Genomic DNA, 18,099 nt, shown 5'->3' with positions numbered 1-18,099 from the left:
GTGATGAAAATCTTTCGCGGGTGTGTAGTCGCAGCGTTGATGCTGACGGCGGCGAATCTTCACGCCGCCTGTCGCTGGCCTGCCTGGGAGACGTTCAAACAGGATTATATGAGCGAAAGTGGGCGCGTCATTGATCCCAGTGACGCGCGCAAAATTACCACCTCCGAAGGGCAAAGCTACGGACTGTTCTTTGCCCTGGCAGCAAACGATCGCAAGACGTTTGATCTGCTGCTGACATGGACGCGCGATAACCTTGCCGAGGGGGATTTAGCCCAACATCTCCCGGCGTGGCTATGGGGAAAAAAGGACGACAACACCTGGGCGGTTATCGACCCTAACTCCGCGTCCGATGCCGATATCTGGATTGCCTGGTCGCTGCTGGAAGCCGGGCGGCTGTGGAAAAATCCCGATTACACGCGCACGGGTAAGGCGCTGTTGACGCGCATTGCCAGTGAGGAAGTGGTGAAGGTGCCGGGGCTGGGTTCTATGCTGCTGCCGGGTAAAGTCGGTTTTGCCGAAGAGAGTGTCTGGCGCTTCAACCCCAGCTACTTGCCGCCGCAGCTTGCGAGCTATTTCACCCGTTTCGGCGCACCGTGGACAACGCTCCGTGAAACCAACCTGCGTCTGCTGCTGGAGACCGCGCCAAAAGGATTTTCCCCGAACTGGGTGAAATACCAGAAAAAGGGCGGCTGGCAGTTGAAGCAGGATACGACCCTGATCGGCAGTTACGATGCGATTCGCGTCTATCTGTGGGTAGGGATGATGAACGATAACGATCCGCAGAAAGCCCGGCTACTGGCGCGTTTCAAGCCCATGGCGACCACCACAATCAAACAAGGCTTACCGCCGGAAAAAGTGGACGTAGCGACCGGGAAACGTACCGGAGATGGGCCGGTAGGGTTTTCTGCCTCCCTGCTTCCATTTTTACAAGAACGGGACGCGCAGGCGGTGCAACGCCAGCGTGTCGCCGATCGTTTTCCCGATAACAAAGCTTATTACAGCTACGTTCTGACCCTCTTTGGACAAGGGTGGGATCAGCATCGTTTTCGTTTCACCGCGCAAGGTGAATTACTACCGGATTGGGGCCAGGAATGCGCACGTTCACACTAAATCTACTCGCCTTATCGCTTGGCCTGGCGCTCATGCCCCTGGCCCAGGCCGCCAACTCCCCGCAGCAGAGACAGCTGCTGGAACAGGTTCGTCTGGGGGAATCCACCCAGCGTGAGGATTTGGTGCGCCAGTCGCTCTATCGCCTTGAGCTGATCGACCCCAACAACCCGGACGTGATTGCCGCTCGCTTCCGCTACCTGTTACGACAGGGGGATACGGCGGGCGCGCAAAAAGAGCTGGATCGCCTGAAAGGAATGGCACCCGATTCCAGTGCGTACCAGTCTTCCCGTACGACCATGCTGCTCTCCACGCCGGATGGTCGCCAGGCCCTCCAGCAGGCTCGTCTGCTCGCCACCACCGGGCACACGCAGGAAGCTATTGCCGCGTATGACAAACTGTTTGACGGTAATCCGCCCAGCGGCGACATCGCGACGGAGTACTGGAACGTGGTGGCGAAAGAGCCTGCCCGCCGCAATCTGGCCATTAATCAGCTGAAGAAAATCAACGCCAGCAGTCCGGGCAACGCCCCGCTACAGGCTTCGCTGGCGCAGCTTCTGTTCCAGAGCGGACGGCGTGATGAAGGGTTTGCGGTGTTACAGGAGATGGCCAAATCGAACAATGGCCGCAGTCAGGCGTCGGACATGTGGTACCAGCAGATCAAAGATCAGCCGGCCAGCAGCGCCAGCGTTACCGCGCTGCAACAATACCTGAGCGTGTTCAGCGATGGCGATAACGTGACGGCGGCGCGCGCCCAGCTTGAAGCGCAGCAAAAACAGCTCGCCGATCCGGCGTTTCGCGCCAAAGCCGAAGGGTTAGCCGCAGTGGATGCCGGGCAGGGCAGTAAAGCGGTAACGGAGTTGCAGAAAGCAGTCAGCGCCAACCACGCCGACAGTGAAGCCGTAGGCGCGCTGGGGCAGGCCTATTCGCAGAAAGGCGATCGCGCCCGCGCGGTTGCGCAGTTTGAAAAGGCGATCGCCCTCGATCCGCAGAGCGACAACCGGGGCAAATGGGACAGCCTGCTGAAGGTTAACCGATACTGGCTGCTGATCCAGCAGGGTGATAACGCCCTGAAAGCCAACAAGACAGCCCAGGCGGAACGCTATTATCAGCAGGCGCGCAACATTGACAATACGGACAGCTACGCGGTCCTGGGGCTGGGTGACGCGGCGGCGGCGCGGAAAGATAACGACGCGGCTGAACGCTATTATCGCCAGGCATTGCGGATGGACAGCGGCAACAGCAACGCGGTACGCGGTCTTGCCAATATTTATCGCGAGCAGTCTCCGGAGAAGGCGACGCAGTTTATTCAGTCGCTCTCTGCCAGCCAGCGCCGCAGCATTGATGATATTGAACGTAGCCTGACGAACGAGCAGCTCTCGGCTCAGGCTGAACAGCTGGAAAGCCAGGGAAACTATGCGCAGGCCGCAGAAATTCAGCGCCGACGCCTTGCGCTTTCCCCGGGCGACGTGTGGATCACCTACCGACTGTCACGCGATCTGTATAGCGCGGGTCAGCGCAGCCAGGCGGATAACCTGATGCGTCAGCTGGCAAGCCAGAAACCGGGCGATCCGGATCAGGTTTACGCCAGCGGGCTGTACCTGTCCGGTAACGATCGGGACCGGGCCGCGCTGGCGCATCTGAACACGCTGCCGCGCGACAAGTGGAACGGCAACATCCAGGCGCTGGCGGACCGCCTGCAAAGTAATCAGGTGCTGGAAACCGCCAACCGCCTGCGCGACAGTGGAAAAGAGCAGGAAGCGGAAGCGCTGCTTCGCCAGCAGCCCCCGTCCACCCGTATTGACTTAACGCTGGCAGACTGGGCTGAACAGCGTGGCGATCACGAGGCCGCGAAAACCGCCTACAACACCGTCCTGCAACGGGAACCGCAGAACGAAGACGCAATTCTCGGCCTGACCGAAGTCAATCTTGCTCAGGGCAACAGGGACGCCGCTCGCGCTGAGCTGGCGAAACTGCCCGCGGCACAAAACGGCGAACCGCTCTCCCTCAATATGCAGCGCCGGATCGCCATGGCGCAGGCCGGTCTGGGTGATCCTGCCGCGGCAGAAAAGACCTTCAACGCCATTGTTCCTCAGGCAAAATCGCAGCCGCCTTCTATGGAAAGCGCGCTGGTGATGCGTGATGCCGCCCGTTTCCAGGCGCAAAACGGCCAGCCTCAGCAGGCGCTGGAAACCTGGAAAGATGCGATGGTCTCATCGGGCATCACGACGACCCGTCCGACCGATAACGACAGCTTTACGCGTCTTACGCGTAACGATGAGAAAGATGACTGGCTGAAGCGCGGCGTGCGCAGCGATGCAGGCGATCTTTATCGTCAGCAGGATCTGAACGTCACGCTGCAACACGACTACTGGGGATCCAGCGGCACGGGGGGCTATTCCGACCTGAAAGCGCACACCACTATGCTCCAGGTGGATGCGCCGCTATCGGATGGCCGCATGTTCTTCCGTAGCGATCTGGTCAATATGAACGCCGGTTCCTTTGATACGGACAATGGAACCTACGATCCAACGTGGGGTACCTGCGCCGAAACGCCATGTCACGGCAGCACGAACCAGTCGGCCAACGGCGCCAGCGTGGCCGTCGGCTGGCAGAACCAGACCTGGGCGTGGGACATAGGTACAACGCCGATGGGCTTCGACGTGGTCGATGTGGTGGGCAGCCTGAGCTACAGCAACGACTTAGGGCCGATTGGCTACACCCTGAACGCCCATCGCCGTCCGATTTCCAGCTCCGTGCTGGCCTTCGCCGGGCAAAAAGATCCTAATACCGACACCACCTGGGGCGGCGTGCGTGCTACCGGTGGCGGCGTGAGCATGAGCTACGACAAAGGCGAAGCTAACGGGATCTGGTCAAGCCTGAGTGCCGACAGCCTCACCGGGAAGAATGTCGAAGATAACTGGCGGGTCCGCTGGATGACCGGCTATTACTACAAGCTTATCAATCAGAACAACGAGCGTCTGACGGTCGGTGTGTCCAACATGCTCTGGCATTACGATAAGGATTTAAGTGGCTATTCGCTGGGCCAGGGCGGTTACTACAGTCCCCAGGAGTATGTGTCGTTTGCCTTACCGGTGAACTGGCGTAAACGCACAGAGAACTGGTCATGGGAACTGGGCGGTTCCGTCTCATGGTCCCATTCAAAAACAAAAGATGTGATGCGTTATCCGTTGCAGGGGCTGATCCCGGACAATGAGCCAGGCCGTTATACCGATAAAGGTGTGATGGGAACCGGAAGTAGCTCGTCAGGGACGGGTTATACCGCAAGGGCGATTGTTGAACGCCGTGTGACGTCCAACTGGTTTGTCGGTCTGGGCGTCGATATTCAGGAAGCGAAAGACTATACCCCGAGCCATGCGCTGCTCTATGTTCGGTATTCTGCCGCTGGCTGGCAGGGTGATATGGACTTACCGCCGGAACCGCTGGTGCCTTATGCAGACTGGTGATCGGATTTTTGCTTAATCTAATTGTAAGTCTCTCTTAAAAGTGCAGCTATCGGGTATACTCGGGCGCACCAGGTTTACGCCCTGGTGCGCCCTGCGCTTCGAGTTTTGTGGAGAGTCATTTTGCGTGTCAGCCGTTCCTTAACGATCAAACAGATGGCGATGGTGTCTGCCGTCACAATGCTGTTTGTCTTCATCTTCTGCGTCATTTTGCTGTTTCATTCCGTACAGCAGAATCGCTATAACACGGCTTCGCAACTGGAAAGTATTGCCCGCTCGGTGCGGGAACCCCTGTCGGCCTCGATCCTGAAAGGGGATATCCCCGAGGCGGAATCTATCCTGAAGCGCATTCAGCCCGCCGGTATCGTGAGCCGCGCCGACGTCGTGCTGCCGAACCAGTTCCAGGCGCTGCGGATGAGCTTTATCCCGGAGCGTCCCGTCCCGATGATGGTGATGCGCCTGTTTGAACTGCCGGTGCAGATTTCCCTGCCTCTCTATTCCCTGGAAAGACCGGCTAACCCGCAGCCGCTGGCCTATCTGGTACTACAGGCGGACTCGTACCGCATGTATAAATTCGTCATGAGTTGGGTTGCTACGTTAGTGACTACTTACTTACTTTTGACCTTAATGTTGAGCGTGGCGCTGACGTGGTGCATCAACCGGTTAATTGTGCATCCGTTGCGCCGCATAGCCCGGGAGCTGAATGACCTCTCTCCGCAGGAGCACATGGGGCATCAGCTTCCCTTGCCGCGTCTGCATCACGACGATGAAATCGGCATGCTGGTCCGCAGTTACAATATCAACCAGCAGCGTGTCCTGCGTCAGCAGGAAGAGGTCAGTAATAACGCCACCCGTTTCCCGGTTTCCGACCTGCCGAACAAAGCGTTTTTAATGGCCCTGCTGGAGCAGACCGTCGCTCGCCAGCAGACCACCGCGCTGATGGTGATTGCCTGCGAGACCTTGCAGGACACGACGGGCGTGCTGAAAGAGAGCCAGCGCGAGATGCTATTACTGACGCTGGTGGAAAAAATCAAATCTGTGCTGGCGCCGCGCATGGTACTTACCCAGGTCAGCGGCTATGACCTGGTGGTGATTGCGCACGGTGTAAAAGAGCCGTGGCACGCTATTACGTTAGGTCAGCAAGTACTCACTGTCATAAATGAGCGGCTACCTATTCAGGGTATCCAGCTTCGCCCAAGTGCCAGCATTGGTATCGCAATGTACTACGGTGGTCTGACCGCCGAGCAGTTATACCGTCGGGCTTTCTCAGCAGCGTTTACCGCGCGCCGAAAAGGCAAAAACCAGATCCAGTTCTTTGATCCGGAGCAAATGGAAAAAGCCCAGCAGCGCCTGACGGAAGAGAGCGACATTCTGACGGCGATGGACAATCGCCAGTTTGCGCTCTGGCTACAGCCGCAGGTGGATTTGCGCACGGGTGAAGTGACCAGCGCCGAAGCGTTGCTGCGCATGCAGCAGCCGGACGGCACGTGGGAGCTGCCTGAGGGGATGATCGAACGTATCGAGTCCTGCGGCCTGATGGTCACCGTCGGATACTGGGTGCTGGAAGAGTCGTGCCGCCAGCTTGCGGCCTGGCAACAACGGGGCATCACGCTGCCGCTGTCGGTGAATCTTTCTGCGCTACAGCTGATGCACCCGACTATGGTGCCGGATATGCTCGAGTTGATCCATCGCTACCGCATCCAGCCCCACACGTTGATCCTGGAAGTCACCGAGAGCCGTTGTATTGACAATCCTGACGACGCTGTCGCCATTCTGAAACCGCTGCGTAATGCCGGGATCCGCATTGCGCTTGACGATTTTGGTATGGGGTATTCCGGCCTGCGTCAGCTCCAGCACATGAAAACCCTGCCGGTGGACGTCCTGAAAATCGACAAAACCTTTGTGAAAGGGCTGCCGGAGGATTGCAGCCTGGTGCAGGCCATTATCCAGATGGCGCACAGCCTGAACCTGCACGTGACTGCCGAAGGTATTGAGGCCGAAGCCCAGCGCGAGTGGCTGGCTGCGGCGGGTGTGGAGAGCGGTCAGGGCTTCCTGTTTGGCCGCGCCGTGCCGACGGATACCTTTGAGCGACGCTATCTCGCCGACGATGGCAATAACGCAAAAGTGTAATTTTGTTGCTGGCTTGTGCGAGCCAGCTCAAAGTTCTTAACATTTGTGTTTCAAATTTGAACCCCGTTTATTTCTGTCCTGTTATGTGGGTGTTATTTTAAAGCCGCAGGTTAACCATAACCTTACAAAGCCTGTAGTTATTCTTTCCAGGGACACCCTATGAAAACCTCACTCTTCAAAAGTCTTTACTTCCAGGTCCTGACAGCCATCGCCATCGGTATTCTGCTCGGTCACTACTACCCGGAGCTGGGCGCGCAAATGAAACCGCTTGGCGACGCGTTCGTTAAACTCATCAAAATGATCATCGCGCCGGTCATCTTCTGTACCGTGGTGACCGGTATCGCCGGCATGGAAAGCATGAAGGCGGTCGGGCGTACGGGGGCGGTTGCCCTGCTGTACTTCGAGATTGTCAGTACCATCGCGCTGATTATCGGCCTGATTATTGTCAACGTGGTACAACCTGGCGCGGGCATGAACGTTGACCCGGCCACGCTGGATGCGAAAGCGGTGGCGGTTTACGCTGAACAGGCGAAAGATCAGGGGATTGTTGCCTTCCTGCTGGACGTGATCCCGAGCAGCGTGATTGGCGCGTTCGCCAGCGGAAATATCCTCCAGGTACTGCTGTTTGCCGTGCTGTTTGGCTTTGCCCTGCACCGTCTTGGCAGCAAAGGTCAGCTGATTTTTAACGTCATTGAAAGCTTCTCGCAGGTTATCTTCGGCATCATCAACATGATTATGCGTCTGGCCCCGATTGGTGCCTTTGGCGCGATGGCCTTCACCATCGGGAAATACGGCGTCGGCACGCTGGTACAGCTTGGCCAGCTGATTATCTGCTTCTACATCACCTGTATTCTGTTTGTGGTGGTGGTGCTCGGCTCCATCGCTCGTGCGACCGGCTTCAGCATCTTCAAATTTATCCGTTACATTCGTGAAGAGCTGCTGATTGTCCTCGGCACATCCTCTTCTGAGTCCGCGCTGCCGCGTATGCTCGATAAAATGGAAAAGCTGGGCTGCCGTAAGTCAGTGGTGGGGCTGGTTATTCCTACGGGCTACTCCTTTAACCTGGACGGCACCTCGATTTACCTGACGATGGCGGCGGTCTTTATTGCTCAGGCCACCAACAGCCACATGGATATCTTCCATCAGATTACGCTGCTGGTCGTCCTCCTGCTCTCCTCGAAAGGGGCGGCGGGCGTAACGGGTAGCGGATTTATCGTGCTGGCGGCCACTATTTCAGCGGTTGGCCATCTGCCGGTGGCGGGTTTGGCCCTGATCCTCGGTATCGACCGCTTTATGTCTGAAGCCCGCGCGTTAACCAACCTGATTGGTAATGGTGTGGCGACGGTTGTGGTGGCGAAGTGGGTAAAAGAGCTGGATCACAAGAAACTTAACGATACGCTGAATAATCGCACATCTGAGGACAAAACCCCCGGTTTATCCTCTTAATCCCTCATAAATGCCCGTATTCCCTTGTGGGGATGCGGGCACCTGCGCATAATAACCGCTCATACCTGTCATATTTCGACAAAATTTTTTTGGGTATATTTCGCTTCCGCCCGTGACGTTTAGCTGAACACGCTGTCTAATCGGAAGGTTTTCATCGTCATCTTTGAGTGCTCACGTCGCGAGACACTCTCTTTAACCAGGAATGTTGATCAGGGGTTCACATGCAGGGCACAAAAATTCGACTCTTAACCGGCGGTTTGCTGATGATGGCAGCAGCCAGTTATGTGCAGGCAGATGCGCTCCAGCCAGACCCGGCCTGGCAACAGGGAACACTGGCGAACGGATTCCAGTGGCAGGTGTTATCCACTCCGCAACGTCCGAGCGATCGCATTGAAATTCGTCTGGCTGTGAATACCGGCTCCCTCACTGAAAGCACCCAGCAGACCGGCTTAAGCCATTTTATTCCTCGACTGGCGCTCACCCAGAGCGGCAGTTTGCAGGCGGTTCAGGTGCGTTCTTTATGGCAACAGGCCATCGATCCTAAACGTCCGCTGCCCCCGGCTGTGGTCTCCTATGACTACACCATGTTTAATCTGAGCCTGCCCAACAACCGTAACGATCTGCTTAAAGAAGCGCTTACCTATCTATCCGATGCCACCGGCAAACTGGCGATTACGCCTGAGACCGTAAACTATGCGTTGAGCAACAGCGACATGGTGGCGACCTGGCCGACGGATACCAAAGAAGGCTGGTGGCGCTACCGCCTGAAAGGGTCCACGCTGCTTGGCCACGACCCGGCAGAACCGCTGAAACAGCCGGTGGATCCAGAGCAGGTGAAATCTTTCTACCAGCAGTGGTACACCCCGGATGCCATGACCCTCATTGTAGTGGGCAACGTGGACAGCCGTGCGGTGATAGAGCAGATCAACAAAGCCTTTGGCGATCTAAAAGGGAAGCGTGAAACGCCCGCCCCTGTTCCTACTTTGTCCCCGCTGCGTCCTGAGACGGTCAGTATCATGACGGATACCGTGCGTCAGGATCGTCTTTCGATGATGTGGGATACCGCCTGGCAGCCGATCCGCGAGTCCTCGGCGCTGTTGCGTTACTGGCGTGCGGACCTGGCGCGTGAAGCGCTGTTCTGGCATGTTCAGCAGACGCTCAGCAAGAACAACGTGAAAGACATTGGTCTGGGCTTTGACTGCCGCGTGCTGTTCCAGCGCGCCCAGTGCGCCATTAACGTCGAATCGCCGGGTGATAAGCTGAATGCCAATCTCGGCGTGGTGGCGAAAGAGCTGGCTAAAGTGCGTAAAGAGGGCCTGTCTGAAGAGGAATTTAACGCGCTGGTGGCGCAGAAATCCCTCGAATTGCAGAAACTGTTTGCCACCTATGCCCGCGCCGATACCGATATCTTAATCAGCCAGCGCATTCGCTCCTTACAGAATCAGGTCGTGGACATCGCGCCGGAGCAGTATCAGAAATTGCGTCAGGATTTCCTGAACGGTCTGACCGTGGAGATGCTGAATCAGGATCTGCGGCAGCAGCTGTCTCAGGATATGGCGTTGATTCTGTTGCAGCCGAAAGGTGAGCCGGAATATGACATGAAAGAGTTAAAGGCCACCTGGAACGCCATCATGGCGACGCCGTCGCAGCCAGTACAGGCGGCGGCCGATGATTTGCACCAGGATGCGAGCGATATTCCGCAGGGCCAGTAAGGCCCTGCGTTCCCTCTCCCTGTGGGCTGAGGGATTTTATGCAGAAGCAATAAAGTTGCTTTCTAAATGACTGAGGGCTGTCAGCGATGCCCTGGTCCGGCTGTAAATCGCTGAGGCGTTTGCCTTCCGGCCGGGGCGAGGCGCAGGGATGCGCCGAGAGGGCGGCTTTACAGGGACGTTGCCTCCGCCCGTACCCGATAAGCCGGAAGGAATAAGCCGAGGGCACCGCGATGCGGCGATTTACCGCCGGGAGCCCGGGTCGCCAGGGTGGTGGCGACTGAGCCACCCTGGCACGTTCACCGGTCATGTCGTTACAGAGTAGCAAGGAACATAAAGTGAACGGAATGACCACCACCGCCGTATGTTCCCCTCACCCTACCCTCTCCCCGGAGGGGCGAGGGGATTGCTCAGTGCTCGCATTAATTTGTGGGGAACCCTCAGCCCTGTGGGAGAGGGTTAGGGTGAGGGCATCAGCCCGCCCATTCCTTAAGCAGGCATCGCCTCGCGCGGAATAATCGCTCCGCGATACTGAATCACCGTGCTGGCCGTCAAGTGTCCGCGCTGCGCTGCCGCTTCTGGCGTACCTCCCGTCAAACGTACCGCCAGATACCCCGCGCTGAAAGAATCGCCCGCCGCAGTGGTATCGATCACTTTCTCTTTCGCCAGCTTCACCGCCGGCACCTCTGTCACGGCTTCACCCGCCACCGCCACCAGGCAAGACTCCGCCCCGCGCTTAATCACCACTTCGCTGACCCCAGCGGCCTGCGTCCGGGCGATGACCTCATCAACCGGCTTTTCACCCCACAGGGCATCTTCATCGTCCAGCGTCAGGAAGGCGATATCGGTGCATTCCAGCATCTGCTGATACACCTGCTGCGTCTCTTCGCGGCTGGCCCAGAGGCGCGGACGGTAGTTGTTATCGAAAATCACCTTACCGCCGTTGGCACGGCATTCGCGCAGCAGTGACAGCAGCTTTTCACGGCTCTGCTGGCTCAGGATCGCCAGGCTGATCCCGCTCAGGTAGAGGTAATCGAAGGTGGCCAGCTCTTCGCAAATCGCAGCGGCGGCATCGCTTTCCAGCCAGAATTTGGCAGCCGCTTCATTACGCCAGTAATAGAAGGTGCGCTCGCCGGTACTGTCGGTTTCGATGTAGTACAAACCCGGCAGACGGTTTTCCATTCGCTGGATCAGCGAAGTTTCAACGTTTTCACCCTGCCAGGCCTCCAGCATCTGCTGGCTGAAGCTGTCCGTTCCCAGCGCGGTAACGTAGCTCACGCTCAGCGCGTCGGGGGCGACCTGACGGGCAATGTAAACGGAGGTGTTCAATGTATCGCCGCCAAAACCGCGGCTGACTTCCGCGCCTTTCTGGGACAGCTCAATCATGCATTCGCCAATCACGGCAATTTTCTTAGACATAGTCGTGAACCTGAACAGAGTAATTAAGAGTAGTGTGCGCTGTGTGTTTTTTACGGTCAACTATATTAAAACGACGTTCCATTATTTTTTTGAGCCAGCGCGTGTTCCGGCATATTTCTGTCATCTTAATTTCATTTTCCCGCTGAATTGAACATAAAGTTCTCACCTGGCGGGCCGATAACTCAGTGACGAGTCCAGAAAGGCTATCCCATACAACAGGACATCCGAAATGAAGTCAGAGCAGGTTATCCAGCGGCTGAGCACTACGCCTGAGGCAAGTATTGAGAACTTGCAGGAGCATCGCTACTGGCTGCAATGTGAGCGAGCGTACACCTATCAGCCTATCTACCGTACTGACGGTCGGTTAATGGCAATTGAGGTGTTAACGGTCGTCACTCATCCATCGAACCCTTCGCAGCGTATCGCGCCGGACCGCTATTTTGCGGAGGTTGCCGTGCGTCAGCGCATCGACGTGCTGGAAGAGCAGTTGAGAATGCTGGCGACGAAGCAGGCGTTCTTCGAGCAGCACGGTATTCTGGCTTCGGTGAACGTGGATGGTCCAACCCTGATGGCGTTACGTCAGAATGCGACGCTGCAGGCGCTGATTGCCACCTTGCCGTGGATGCGCTTCGAGCTGGTGGAACATGTTCAGCTGCCGCAGGACTCCTCATTTGCCTCGATGTGTGAGTTTGGCCCGCTGTGGCTGGATGATTTCGGTACCGGTATGGCCAACTTCTCCGCCCTGAGCGAAGTGCGTTATGACTACATCAAAGTGGCCCGCGATCTGTTTATCATGCTGCGCCAGACACCGGAAGGACGGAACCTGTTTACGATGCTCCTGCAACTGATGAACCGCTATTGCCAGGGCGTCATTGTGGAAGGCGTAGAGACGCTGGAAGAGTGGCGCGACGTGCAAAATTCTCCGGCAGCGGCAGCACAGGGTTATTTCCTCTCTCGTCCTGTCCCCATGGATACCCTGGAAAAGGTGATAACCACCCTCTGATCTGCCCGCTTCCCTTTGTCTGAACTATAGTTTTAAAGGCAAGTTCATCAGGAAAGGGGACAACAATGACAAAAACAACCAGGGTGATTTCCTGGACAGCAGGGATTTTCTTGTTGCTGATCGTGGTCTTAATCATCATTATCGCCACGTTTGACTGGAACCGCCTCAAACCGACCATCAACCAGAAAGTCTCGACCGAGCTAAACCGCCCCTTCGCAATACGTGGCGATTTGGGGGTCGTGTGGGAGCGTCAGAAAGAGGAAACCGGCTGGCGAAGCTGGGTGCCCTGGCCGCACGTTCACGCTGACGACATCATTCTTGGCAACCCGCCGGACATCCCCGAAGTGACCATGATCCACCTGCCGCGCGTGGAAGCCACGCTGGCGCCGTTAGCCCTGTTAACCAAAACGGTGTATCTGCCGTGGATCAAACTTCAGCAGCCCGACGCGCGGCTGATTCGCCTGTCGGAGAAAACCAACAACTGGACGTTCGATCTCGCCAGCAGCGGCGATAAAGATCCGAATGCGCAGCCCTCTTCATGGTCCTTCCGCCTCGACAATATTCTGTTCGATCGGGGGCGGATCGCCATTGACGATAAAGTAAGTAAGGCTGACGTGGAGATCCTCGTCGATCCGCTGGGCAAGCCGCTGCCGTTTAGCGAAGTGACGGGCAGCAAAGCCAAAGGCGATGACAGCAAAGCTGGCGATTACGTCTTCGGCCTGACAGCGAAAGGGCGCTACAACGGCCAGCCACTGACCGGTAAAGGCAAAATCGGCGGTATGCTGGCGCTCAGGAGCGAGGGTACGCCATTCCCGGTGCAGGCGGACTTCCGCTCGGGCAATACCCGCGTGGCGTTCGTGGGCACGGTTAACGACCCGATGAACATGGGCGGCGTCGACCTCCAGCTTAAGTTTGCCGGGGATTCGCTGGGTGAATTGTACGATCTCACCGGCGTGCTGCTGCCGGATACCCCGCCGTTTGAAACGGACGGGCGGCTGGCCGCAAAAATCGACGCTGAAAAATCGTCCGTCTTTGACTACCGGGGGTTCAACGGCCGCATCGGCGATAGCGATATACACGGCACGCTGACCTACACCACCGGAAAACCGCGCCCGAAACTGGAGGGGGACGTTGAATCCCGCCAGCTGCGTCTGGCCGATCTTGGTCCGCTGATTGGCGTAGATTCGGGTAAAGGCACGAAGTCAAAAGAGGTCAAAAAGGACGCTCAGCCTGCGGGTAAAGTGCTGCCCTATGACCGCTTCGAAACCGACAAGTGGGACGTAATGGATGCGGACGTGCGCTTCAAAGGACGTAAAATTGAGCATGGCAGCACGCTGCCGTTGAGCAACCTCTCGACCCATATCATCCTGAAAAACGCCGATCTGCGCCTGCAACCGCTGAAGTTTGGCATGGCCGGGGGAACCATTTCCTCGAATATCCACCTGGAGGGGGATAAAAAGCCGATGCAGGGAAGGGCGGAGATCCAGGCGCGTCGTCTGAAGCTGAAAGAGCTGATGCCGGACGTGGAGTTGATGCAGAAAACCCTCGGTGAGATGAACGGCGATGCGGACATTCGCGGCACGGGTAACTCTGTGGCCGCGCTGTTAGGCAGCGGAAACGGCAACCTGAAGCTGCTAATGAACGACGGGCTGGTGAGCCGTAACCTGATGGAGATCCTGGGGCTGAACGTCGGTAACTTCATCGTCGGACAAATCTTCGGAGACGATGAAGTGCGCGTGAACTGCGCGGCGGCAAACGTGGACCTGGTCAACGGTGTGGCGCGTCCGCAGATTTTCGCATTCGACACGGAAAACGCGGTTATCAACATCACCGGTACCGCCAGCATGGCGTCCGAGCAGCTGGATTTAACCATCGATCCGGAAAGTAAAGGCATTCGCATCATCACCCTGCGCTCGCCGCTCTACGTTCGCGGGACCTTCAAAGATCCGCAGGCGGGCGTGAAGGCCGGACCGCTGATTGCGCGCGGTGCGGTTGCCGCCGCCCTCGCCACGCTGGTCACCCCTGCGGCGGCGCTGCTGGCGTTGATTTCGCCGTCAGAAGGCGAAGCGAATCAGTGTCGGACGATTTTGTCGCAGATGAAGAAGTAAGGTGTGGCCTGTTCTTGCCGGGTGACGCTGCGCTTACCCGGCCTACATGTGAATCGTAGGCCGGGTAAGGCGTAGCCGCCACCCGGCATTCGCTTACAGAGTCTGATGCTTAGTTTCGTGCGTCAGCAGCAGCGCAATCAGCGTCAACGCTGCCATGGCCGCCAGATAGACACCCACATAGAACAGACCATAGTTCGCCTGAAGCCACGTGGCGATATACGGGGCCACCGAGGCGCCCAGAATAGACGAAACGTTATAGGAGAACGACGCGCCGGTATAACGCACTTCAGTCGGGAACAGCTCCGGCAGCAGCGCGCCCATTGGGCCAAAGGTCAGCCCCATCAGGCTCAGACCAATCAGCAGATACGCCATCACCAGCGCAGGGCTACCTGAACCCAGCAGCGGCGGGAAGACAAACAGTGCGAACAGGATGATCAGCGAGGTGATGACGATCATGCTTGAACGACGGCCAAATTTATCTGCCAGCAGGCCCGCGATGGGCACCATCACGCCAAATCCAATAACCGCCATCATCAGCATCCACAGCACTTCGTTACGCGGCAGGCCCAGTCCGACCGGTACGGCGGCGGTACTGTAGGTCATGGAGTACACGGTCATGATATAGAACAGCGTGTAGGTCGCCAGCATGATGAACGTACCCAGCACGGTCACGCGGAGGTGTTTGGTCAGCAGCGTCCCCAGCGGAACTTTAACCTGCTTTTTCGCCGCGGCGACTTTAGCGAAGACCGGCGTCTCGTGCAGCGACACGCGCACGTACAGGCCAATCAGCACCAGCACGGCAGAGAAAACGAACGGAATACGCCAGCCCCAGCTCATGAACTGTTCATCGGTCAGCAGCCAGGAGAGGAGCAGGAAGGTGCCGTTCGCGAAGAAGAAGCCAATCGGCGCGCCGAGCTGTGGGAAAGAGCCATACAGGGCACGCTTACGCGCCGGGGCGTTCTCGGTCGCCAGCAGCGCCGCGCCGCCCCATTCCCCGCCCAGCCCCAGGCCCTGACCAAAGCGCGCCAGCGCCAGCAGCACAGGCGCCAGAATGCCGATAGTTTCATAGGTCGGCAGCAGGCCGATGGCGACGGTGGAGATCCCCATCGTCAGCAGCGAGGCAACCAGCGTCACTTTACGACCGACGCGATCGCCAAAGTGGCCAAAGACCGCTGAACCTATAGGACGCGCAACGAAGGCGATAGCAAAGGTAGCTAAAGACTGTAGCGTGGCTGCCGTCGGGTCGCCCTGTGGGAAGAAAATATGCGGAAAGACAATGACCGCAGCGGTGGCGTAAATATAAAAGTCGAAGAACTCAATGGCGGTGCCAATCAGCGATGCGACGACGACTTTATTGCGGGAGTTGACCGGAACGTGTTCCGCCCCTTCGTTAAGTGTGGTGGCTGTTGCTTGCATAATATTTTCTTATTTTTGGACGAACGAAGGGCCATATTAGGCACAGCAAAAGCGACATTTCAATCTGTAACAAAGGCGTGACATGGTCATAAAAGCAACAAAAAGCGGATAATTTTCAGGCCAGCGAAAACACTTCCATGAAATGCTTCACACATTTTAAATATCAGTCATTAAAACTGGTTTTGAGTTAAATAAAAGTTACGGTCTGGATTTATATGCTGAAATGATGAATCGGGCTGAAATATCAGCCCGACAGGACATCAGTGGTGGGTTTTTCCCGGCATGCGCGGGTCGTCTTTATACTCTGCGGTGGCGATCCACGCGGCACAGAACAGCGTCAGGCGTGCGAAGAAATAGAAGAAGGCCATCAGCCCCAGCACCGAACCAAAGGCCGCGCCGGAGGGGGACTTCACCAGCGATGGCAGCGTATAGGTCATCACAATTTTGATCACCTCAAAGCCAATGGCGGCAATCAACGTCCCACGGATCAGCGCCTTCTTGCGCGGCCGATGGCGGGGCAAACGCCAGAAGATCCAGAAGAACAGCAGGTAGTTAGCAAAGATGGAGATAGCAAGCCCTATACCGCGCCAGGCCGGTTTCAGCCATTCAATGTAGTCCAGATACAGCGCGGAGATAATCATCTGCTGCGCAGAACCGGCGACCGAGGTGATAGAGAGCGTGATGACCAGCGCCACCAGCAGACCAATCAGCGAGATAAAGTCGCGCAAATACTTCACCCATATCTTCTCTTGATCCTGCGGCGTACGCTCCCAGACGTCACGCGACTGGGCGCGAATGGCTTCACGCAGGTTGCCCATCCAGTTAACCCCGGAATAGAGCGCAATCAGCAACCCGACGATACCCACGGTGGTACGCTGCTGCACGGCGGTATTGATGGTGCTTTTGAGCGTCGTGGCGAGCGTCTGGTCGCTGACGTTGGTCAGGATCTTATTGAAGATGTCCTGCAACAGCGTCGGGTGAGACGCCAGAACAAAACCGGCGGCAGCAAACGACACCATCAGGATGGGGATCATCGACAGGAAAGAGAAGTAGGTGATCGCCGCGCCAAACTGATTTCCCATGCGGTCGTTAAAGCGCTCAGCGGCGCGGATCAGGTGAGCAATCGCGGGTATCTGCTGAATTTTTTCGGCTATGCCGGTCACGGTGCCCAGCGCTTTGCTGGTCGTTCCAGGCTCCTTCGGCGCTTCAGGCTCGTTATCCATCTTTTTGATGGGTTCATAATCTAAATGTTGAGTCGGTCGTTGCGGGTTATTTTCCGGCGTCACGCGCATTTTCCTTTTCGTTGAGCTGGATGTTACTGAATTATAGCTTGCGACTAGTCCACGTAACTTTTTGTGAGTTCGGTAAGCCACTCCATAAACACATGCACCCGACGGGAGAGGTTACGGCGGTGGGGATAAATGAGGGAGACGGGCATTGGTTCAGCCCGATATTGCGGCAGGATCTCAACGAGTTTTTTCGTGCGCAGGGCATCACGCACCCCGACGCGCGGGACCTGAATAATGCCAAGCCCGGCGATACAGGCGGCCTGGTAGGTTTCCGTGCTGTTAACCGTCAAAACGCCTCCCGTTTTTATCCACTGGGTCGCGCTGCCGTTGAAATACTCAAAACCCAGAGGACGGGTGCCCAGCGTGGCGGAGTAATGAATGAGGGCGTGTGAGCCCAAATCATCCAGCGTCTCAGGGTAGCTGAATCGCGTGAGATAATCCGGGCTGGCGCAGTTAATCACTGAAAGCTTCCCAAGCGGGCGGGCGATAAGCCCGGAGTCCTTCAAGTTTCCCACGCGAACCACGCAGTCAAATCCTTCGCGGATGACATCGACCAGACGATCGCTGCTGCTTAGCTCAAGCTCAATGCCGGGAAACTGTTGTAAAAATGCAGGCAGTTTCGGAATGACGACATTTCGTGCAATGGCAACGGGCATATCCACACGTAGCCGACCGCTGATGGTGGAAGGGTCGTGCAGAAACATGCCGTCCAGTTCGTCCAGATTCATCAGCAGATCTTTTGCGCGTTCGTAATAAACCATGCCGTCCTGCGTCAGGCTGACGCGGCGGGTAGTGCGGTGCAGCAGTTGAGTGCCAAGCGCGTTCTCCAGCGCCTGGATCTGCCGCGAGACACTCCCCTTCGGCAGGCTTAACGTCTCCGCCGCGCGGGTAAAACTCTCCAGTTCCGCGACGCGAAGGAAAAGCTGCATTGCGTATATTTTATCCATAGATATGGGTCATTGTTGTTTGAAATGAAACAGTGAAGCGTTGGCGGCACTATTTATTGAT

General features: G+C 57.0%; 11 protein-coding genes. 7 read left to right on the top strand and 4 right to left on the bottom strand.

Features of this window, described 5'->3' with window-relative positions; translation table 11 throughout:
- The first annotated feature begins 3 nt into the window (after positions 1–3).
- The 5 genes from bcsZ (at position 4) to L2Y28_RS21455 (ending at position 9,859) form a co-directional block, all read left to right on the top strand.
- Positions 4–1,110 (top strand): cellulose synthase complex periplasmic endoglucanase BcsZ, encoded by a 1,107-nt coding sequence (bcsZ, locus tag L2Y28_RS21475; protein WP_022649727.1) that lies wholly within the window; start codon positions 4–6, stop codon positions 1,108–1,110.
- On the top strand, positions 1,092–4,574 hold the full coding sequence (gene bcsC, locus L2Y28_RS21470; protein ID WP_022649726.1) for a cellulose synthase complex outer membrane protein BcsC: 3,483 nt from the start codon (positions 1,092–1,094) through the stop codon (positions 4,572–4,574). The genes bcsZ and bcsC overlap by 19 nt, the downstream gene beginning before the upstream one ends.
- Positions 4,575–4,694: 120 nt before the next feature.
- On the top strand, positions 4,695–6,701 hold the full coding sequence (hmsP, locus tag L2Y28_RS21465; RefSeq protein ID WP_022649725.1) for a biofilm formation regulator HmsP: 2,007 nt from the start codon (positions 4,695–4,697) through the stop codon (positions 6,699–6,701).
- A gap of 159 nt (positions 6,702–6,860) precedes the next feature.
- A complete protein-coding gene (gene dctA / locus L2Y28_RS21460) occupies positions 6,861–8,147 on the top strand; it encodes a C4-dicarboxylate transporter DctC (RefSeq protein ID WP_022649724.1) in 1,287 nt (428 codons plus the stop codon).
- A 221-nt stretch (positions 8,148–8,368) separates the two neighbouring features.
- A complete protein-coding gene (locus tag L2Y28_RS21455) occupies positions 8,369–9,859 on the top strand; it encodes a pitrilysin family protein (protein WP_022649723.1) in 1,491 nt (496 codons plus the stop codon).
- Positions 9,860–10,345: 486 nt separating this feature from the next.
- Here the strand turns inward: L2Y28_RS21455 and L2Y28_RS21450 are convergent, their stop codons facing one another.
- Positions 10,346–11,275 (bottom strand): sugar kinase, encoded by a 930-nt coding sequence (locus L2Y28_RS21450; RefSeq protein WP_022649722.1) that lies wholly within the window; start codon positions 11,273–11,275, stop codon positions 10,346–10,348.
- Positions 11,276–11,504: 229 nt separating this feature from the next.
- On the opposite strand from L2Y28_RS21450, the gene pdeH reads away from it, so the two are divergent.
- Both pdeH and L2Y28_RS21440 read left to right on the top strand, forming a co-directional pair.
- Positions 11,505–12,278, top strand: coding sequence for a cyclic-guanylate-specific phosphodiesterase (pdeH, locus tag L2Y28_RS21445; protein WP_015571521.1), 774 nt, complete (start codon positions 11,505–11,507; stop codon positions 12,276–12,278).
- A gap of 65 nt (positions 12,279–12,343) precedes the next feature.
- Positions 12,344–14,386, top strand: a complete 2,043-nt coding sequence (locus tag L2Y28_RS21440) for an AsmA family protein (protein WP_022649721.1) — start codon at positions 12,344–12,346, stop codon at positions 14,384–14,386.
- Between the two features lie 93 nt (positions 14,387–14,479).
- On the opposite strand, the gene L2Y28_RS21435 is transcribed toward L2Y28_RS21440, so the two are convergent.
- The 3 genes from L2Y28_RS21435 to L2Y28_RS21425 all read right to left on the bottom strand — a co-directional run bounded on the left by L2Y28_RS21435 (position 14,480) and on the right by L2Y28_RS21425 (position 18,038).
- Complete coding sequence (locus L2Y28_RS21435) at positions 14,480–15,802, bottom strand: MFS transporter (RefSeq protein WP_022649720.1); 1,323 nt, start codon at positions 15,800–15,802, stop codon at positions 14,480–14,482.
- Positions 15,803–16,062: 260 nt separating this feature from the next.
- The gene (gene yhjD, locus L2Y28_RS21430; RefSeq protein ID WP_022649719.1) at positions 16,063–17,088 is read right to left on the bottom strand and encodes an inner membrane protein YhjD; all 1,026 of its coding nucleotides are present in this window, start codon (positions 17,086–17,088) and stop codon (positions 16,063–16,065) included.
- Positions 17,089–17,138: 50 nt separating this feature from the next.
- The gene (locus tag L2Y28_RS21425) at positions 17,139–18,038 is read right to left on the bottom strand and encodes a LysR family transcriptional regulator (RefSeq protein WP_058655710.1); all 900 of its coding nucleotides are present in this window, start codon (positions 18,036–18,038) and stop codon (positions 17,139–17,141) included.
- Positions 18,039–18,099 lie beyond the last annotated feature (61 nt).

Source organism: Enterobacter sp. JH25, assembly GCF_021725435.1.
Taxonomy (GTDB): domain Bacteria; phylum Pseudomonadota; class Gammaproteobacteria; order Enterobacterales; family Enterobacteriaceae; genus Enterobacter; species Enterobacter intestinihominis.
This window is presented reverse-complemented; position numbering and strand designations above follow the sequence as displayed.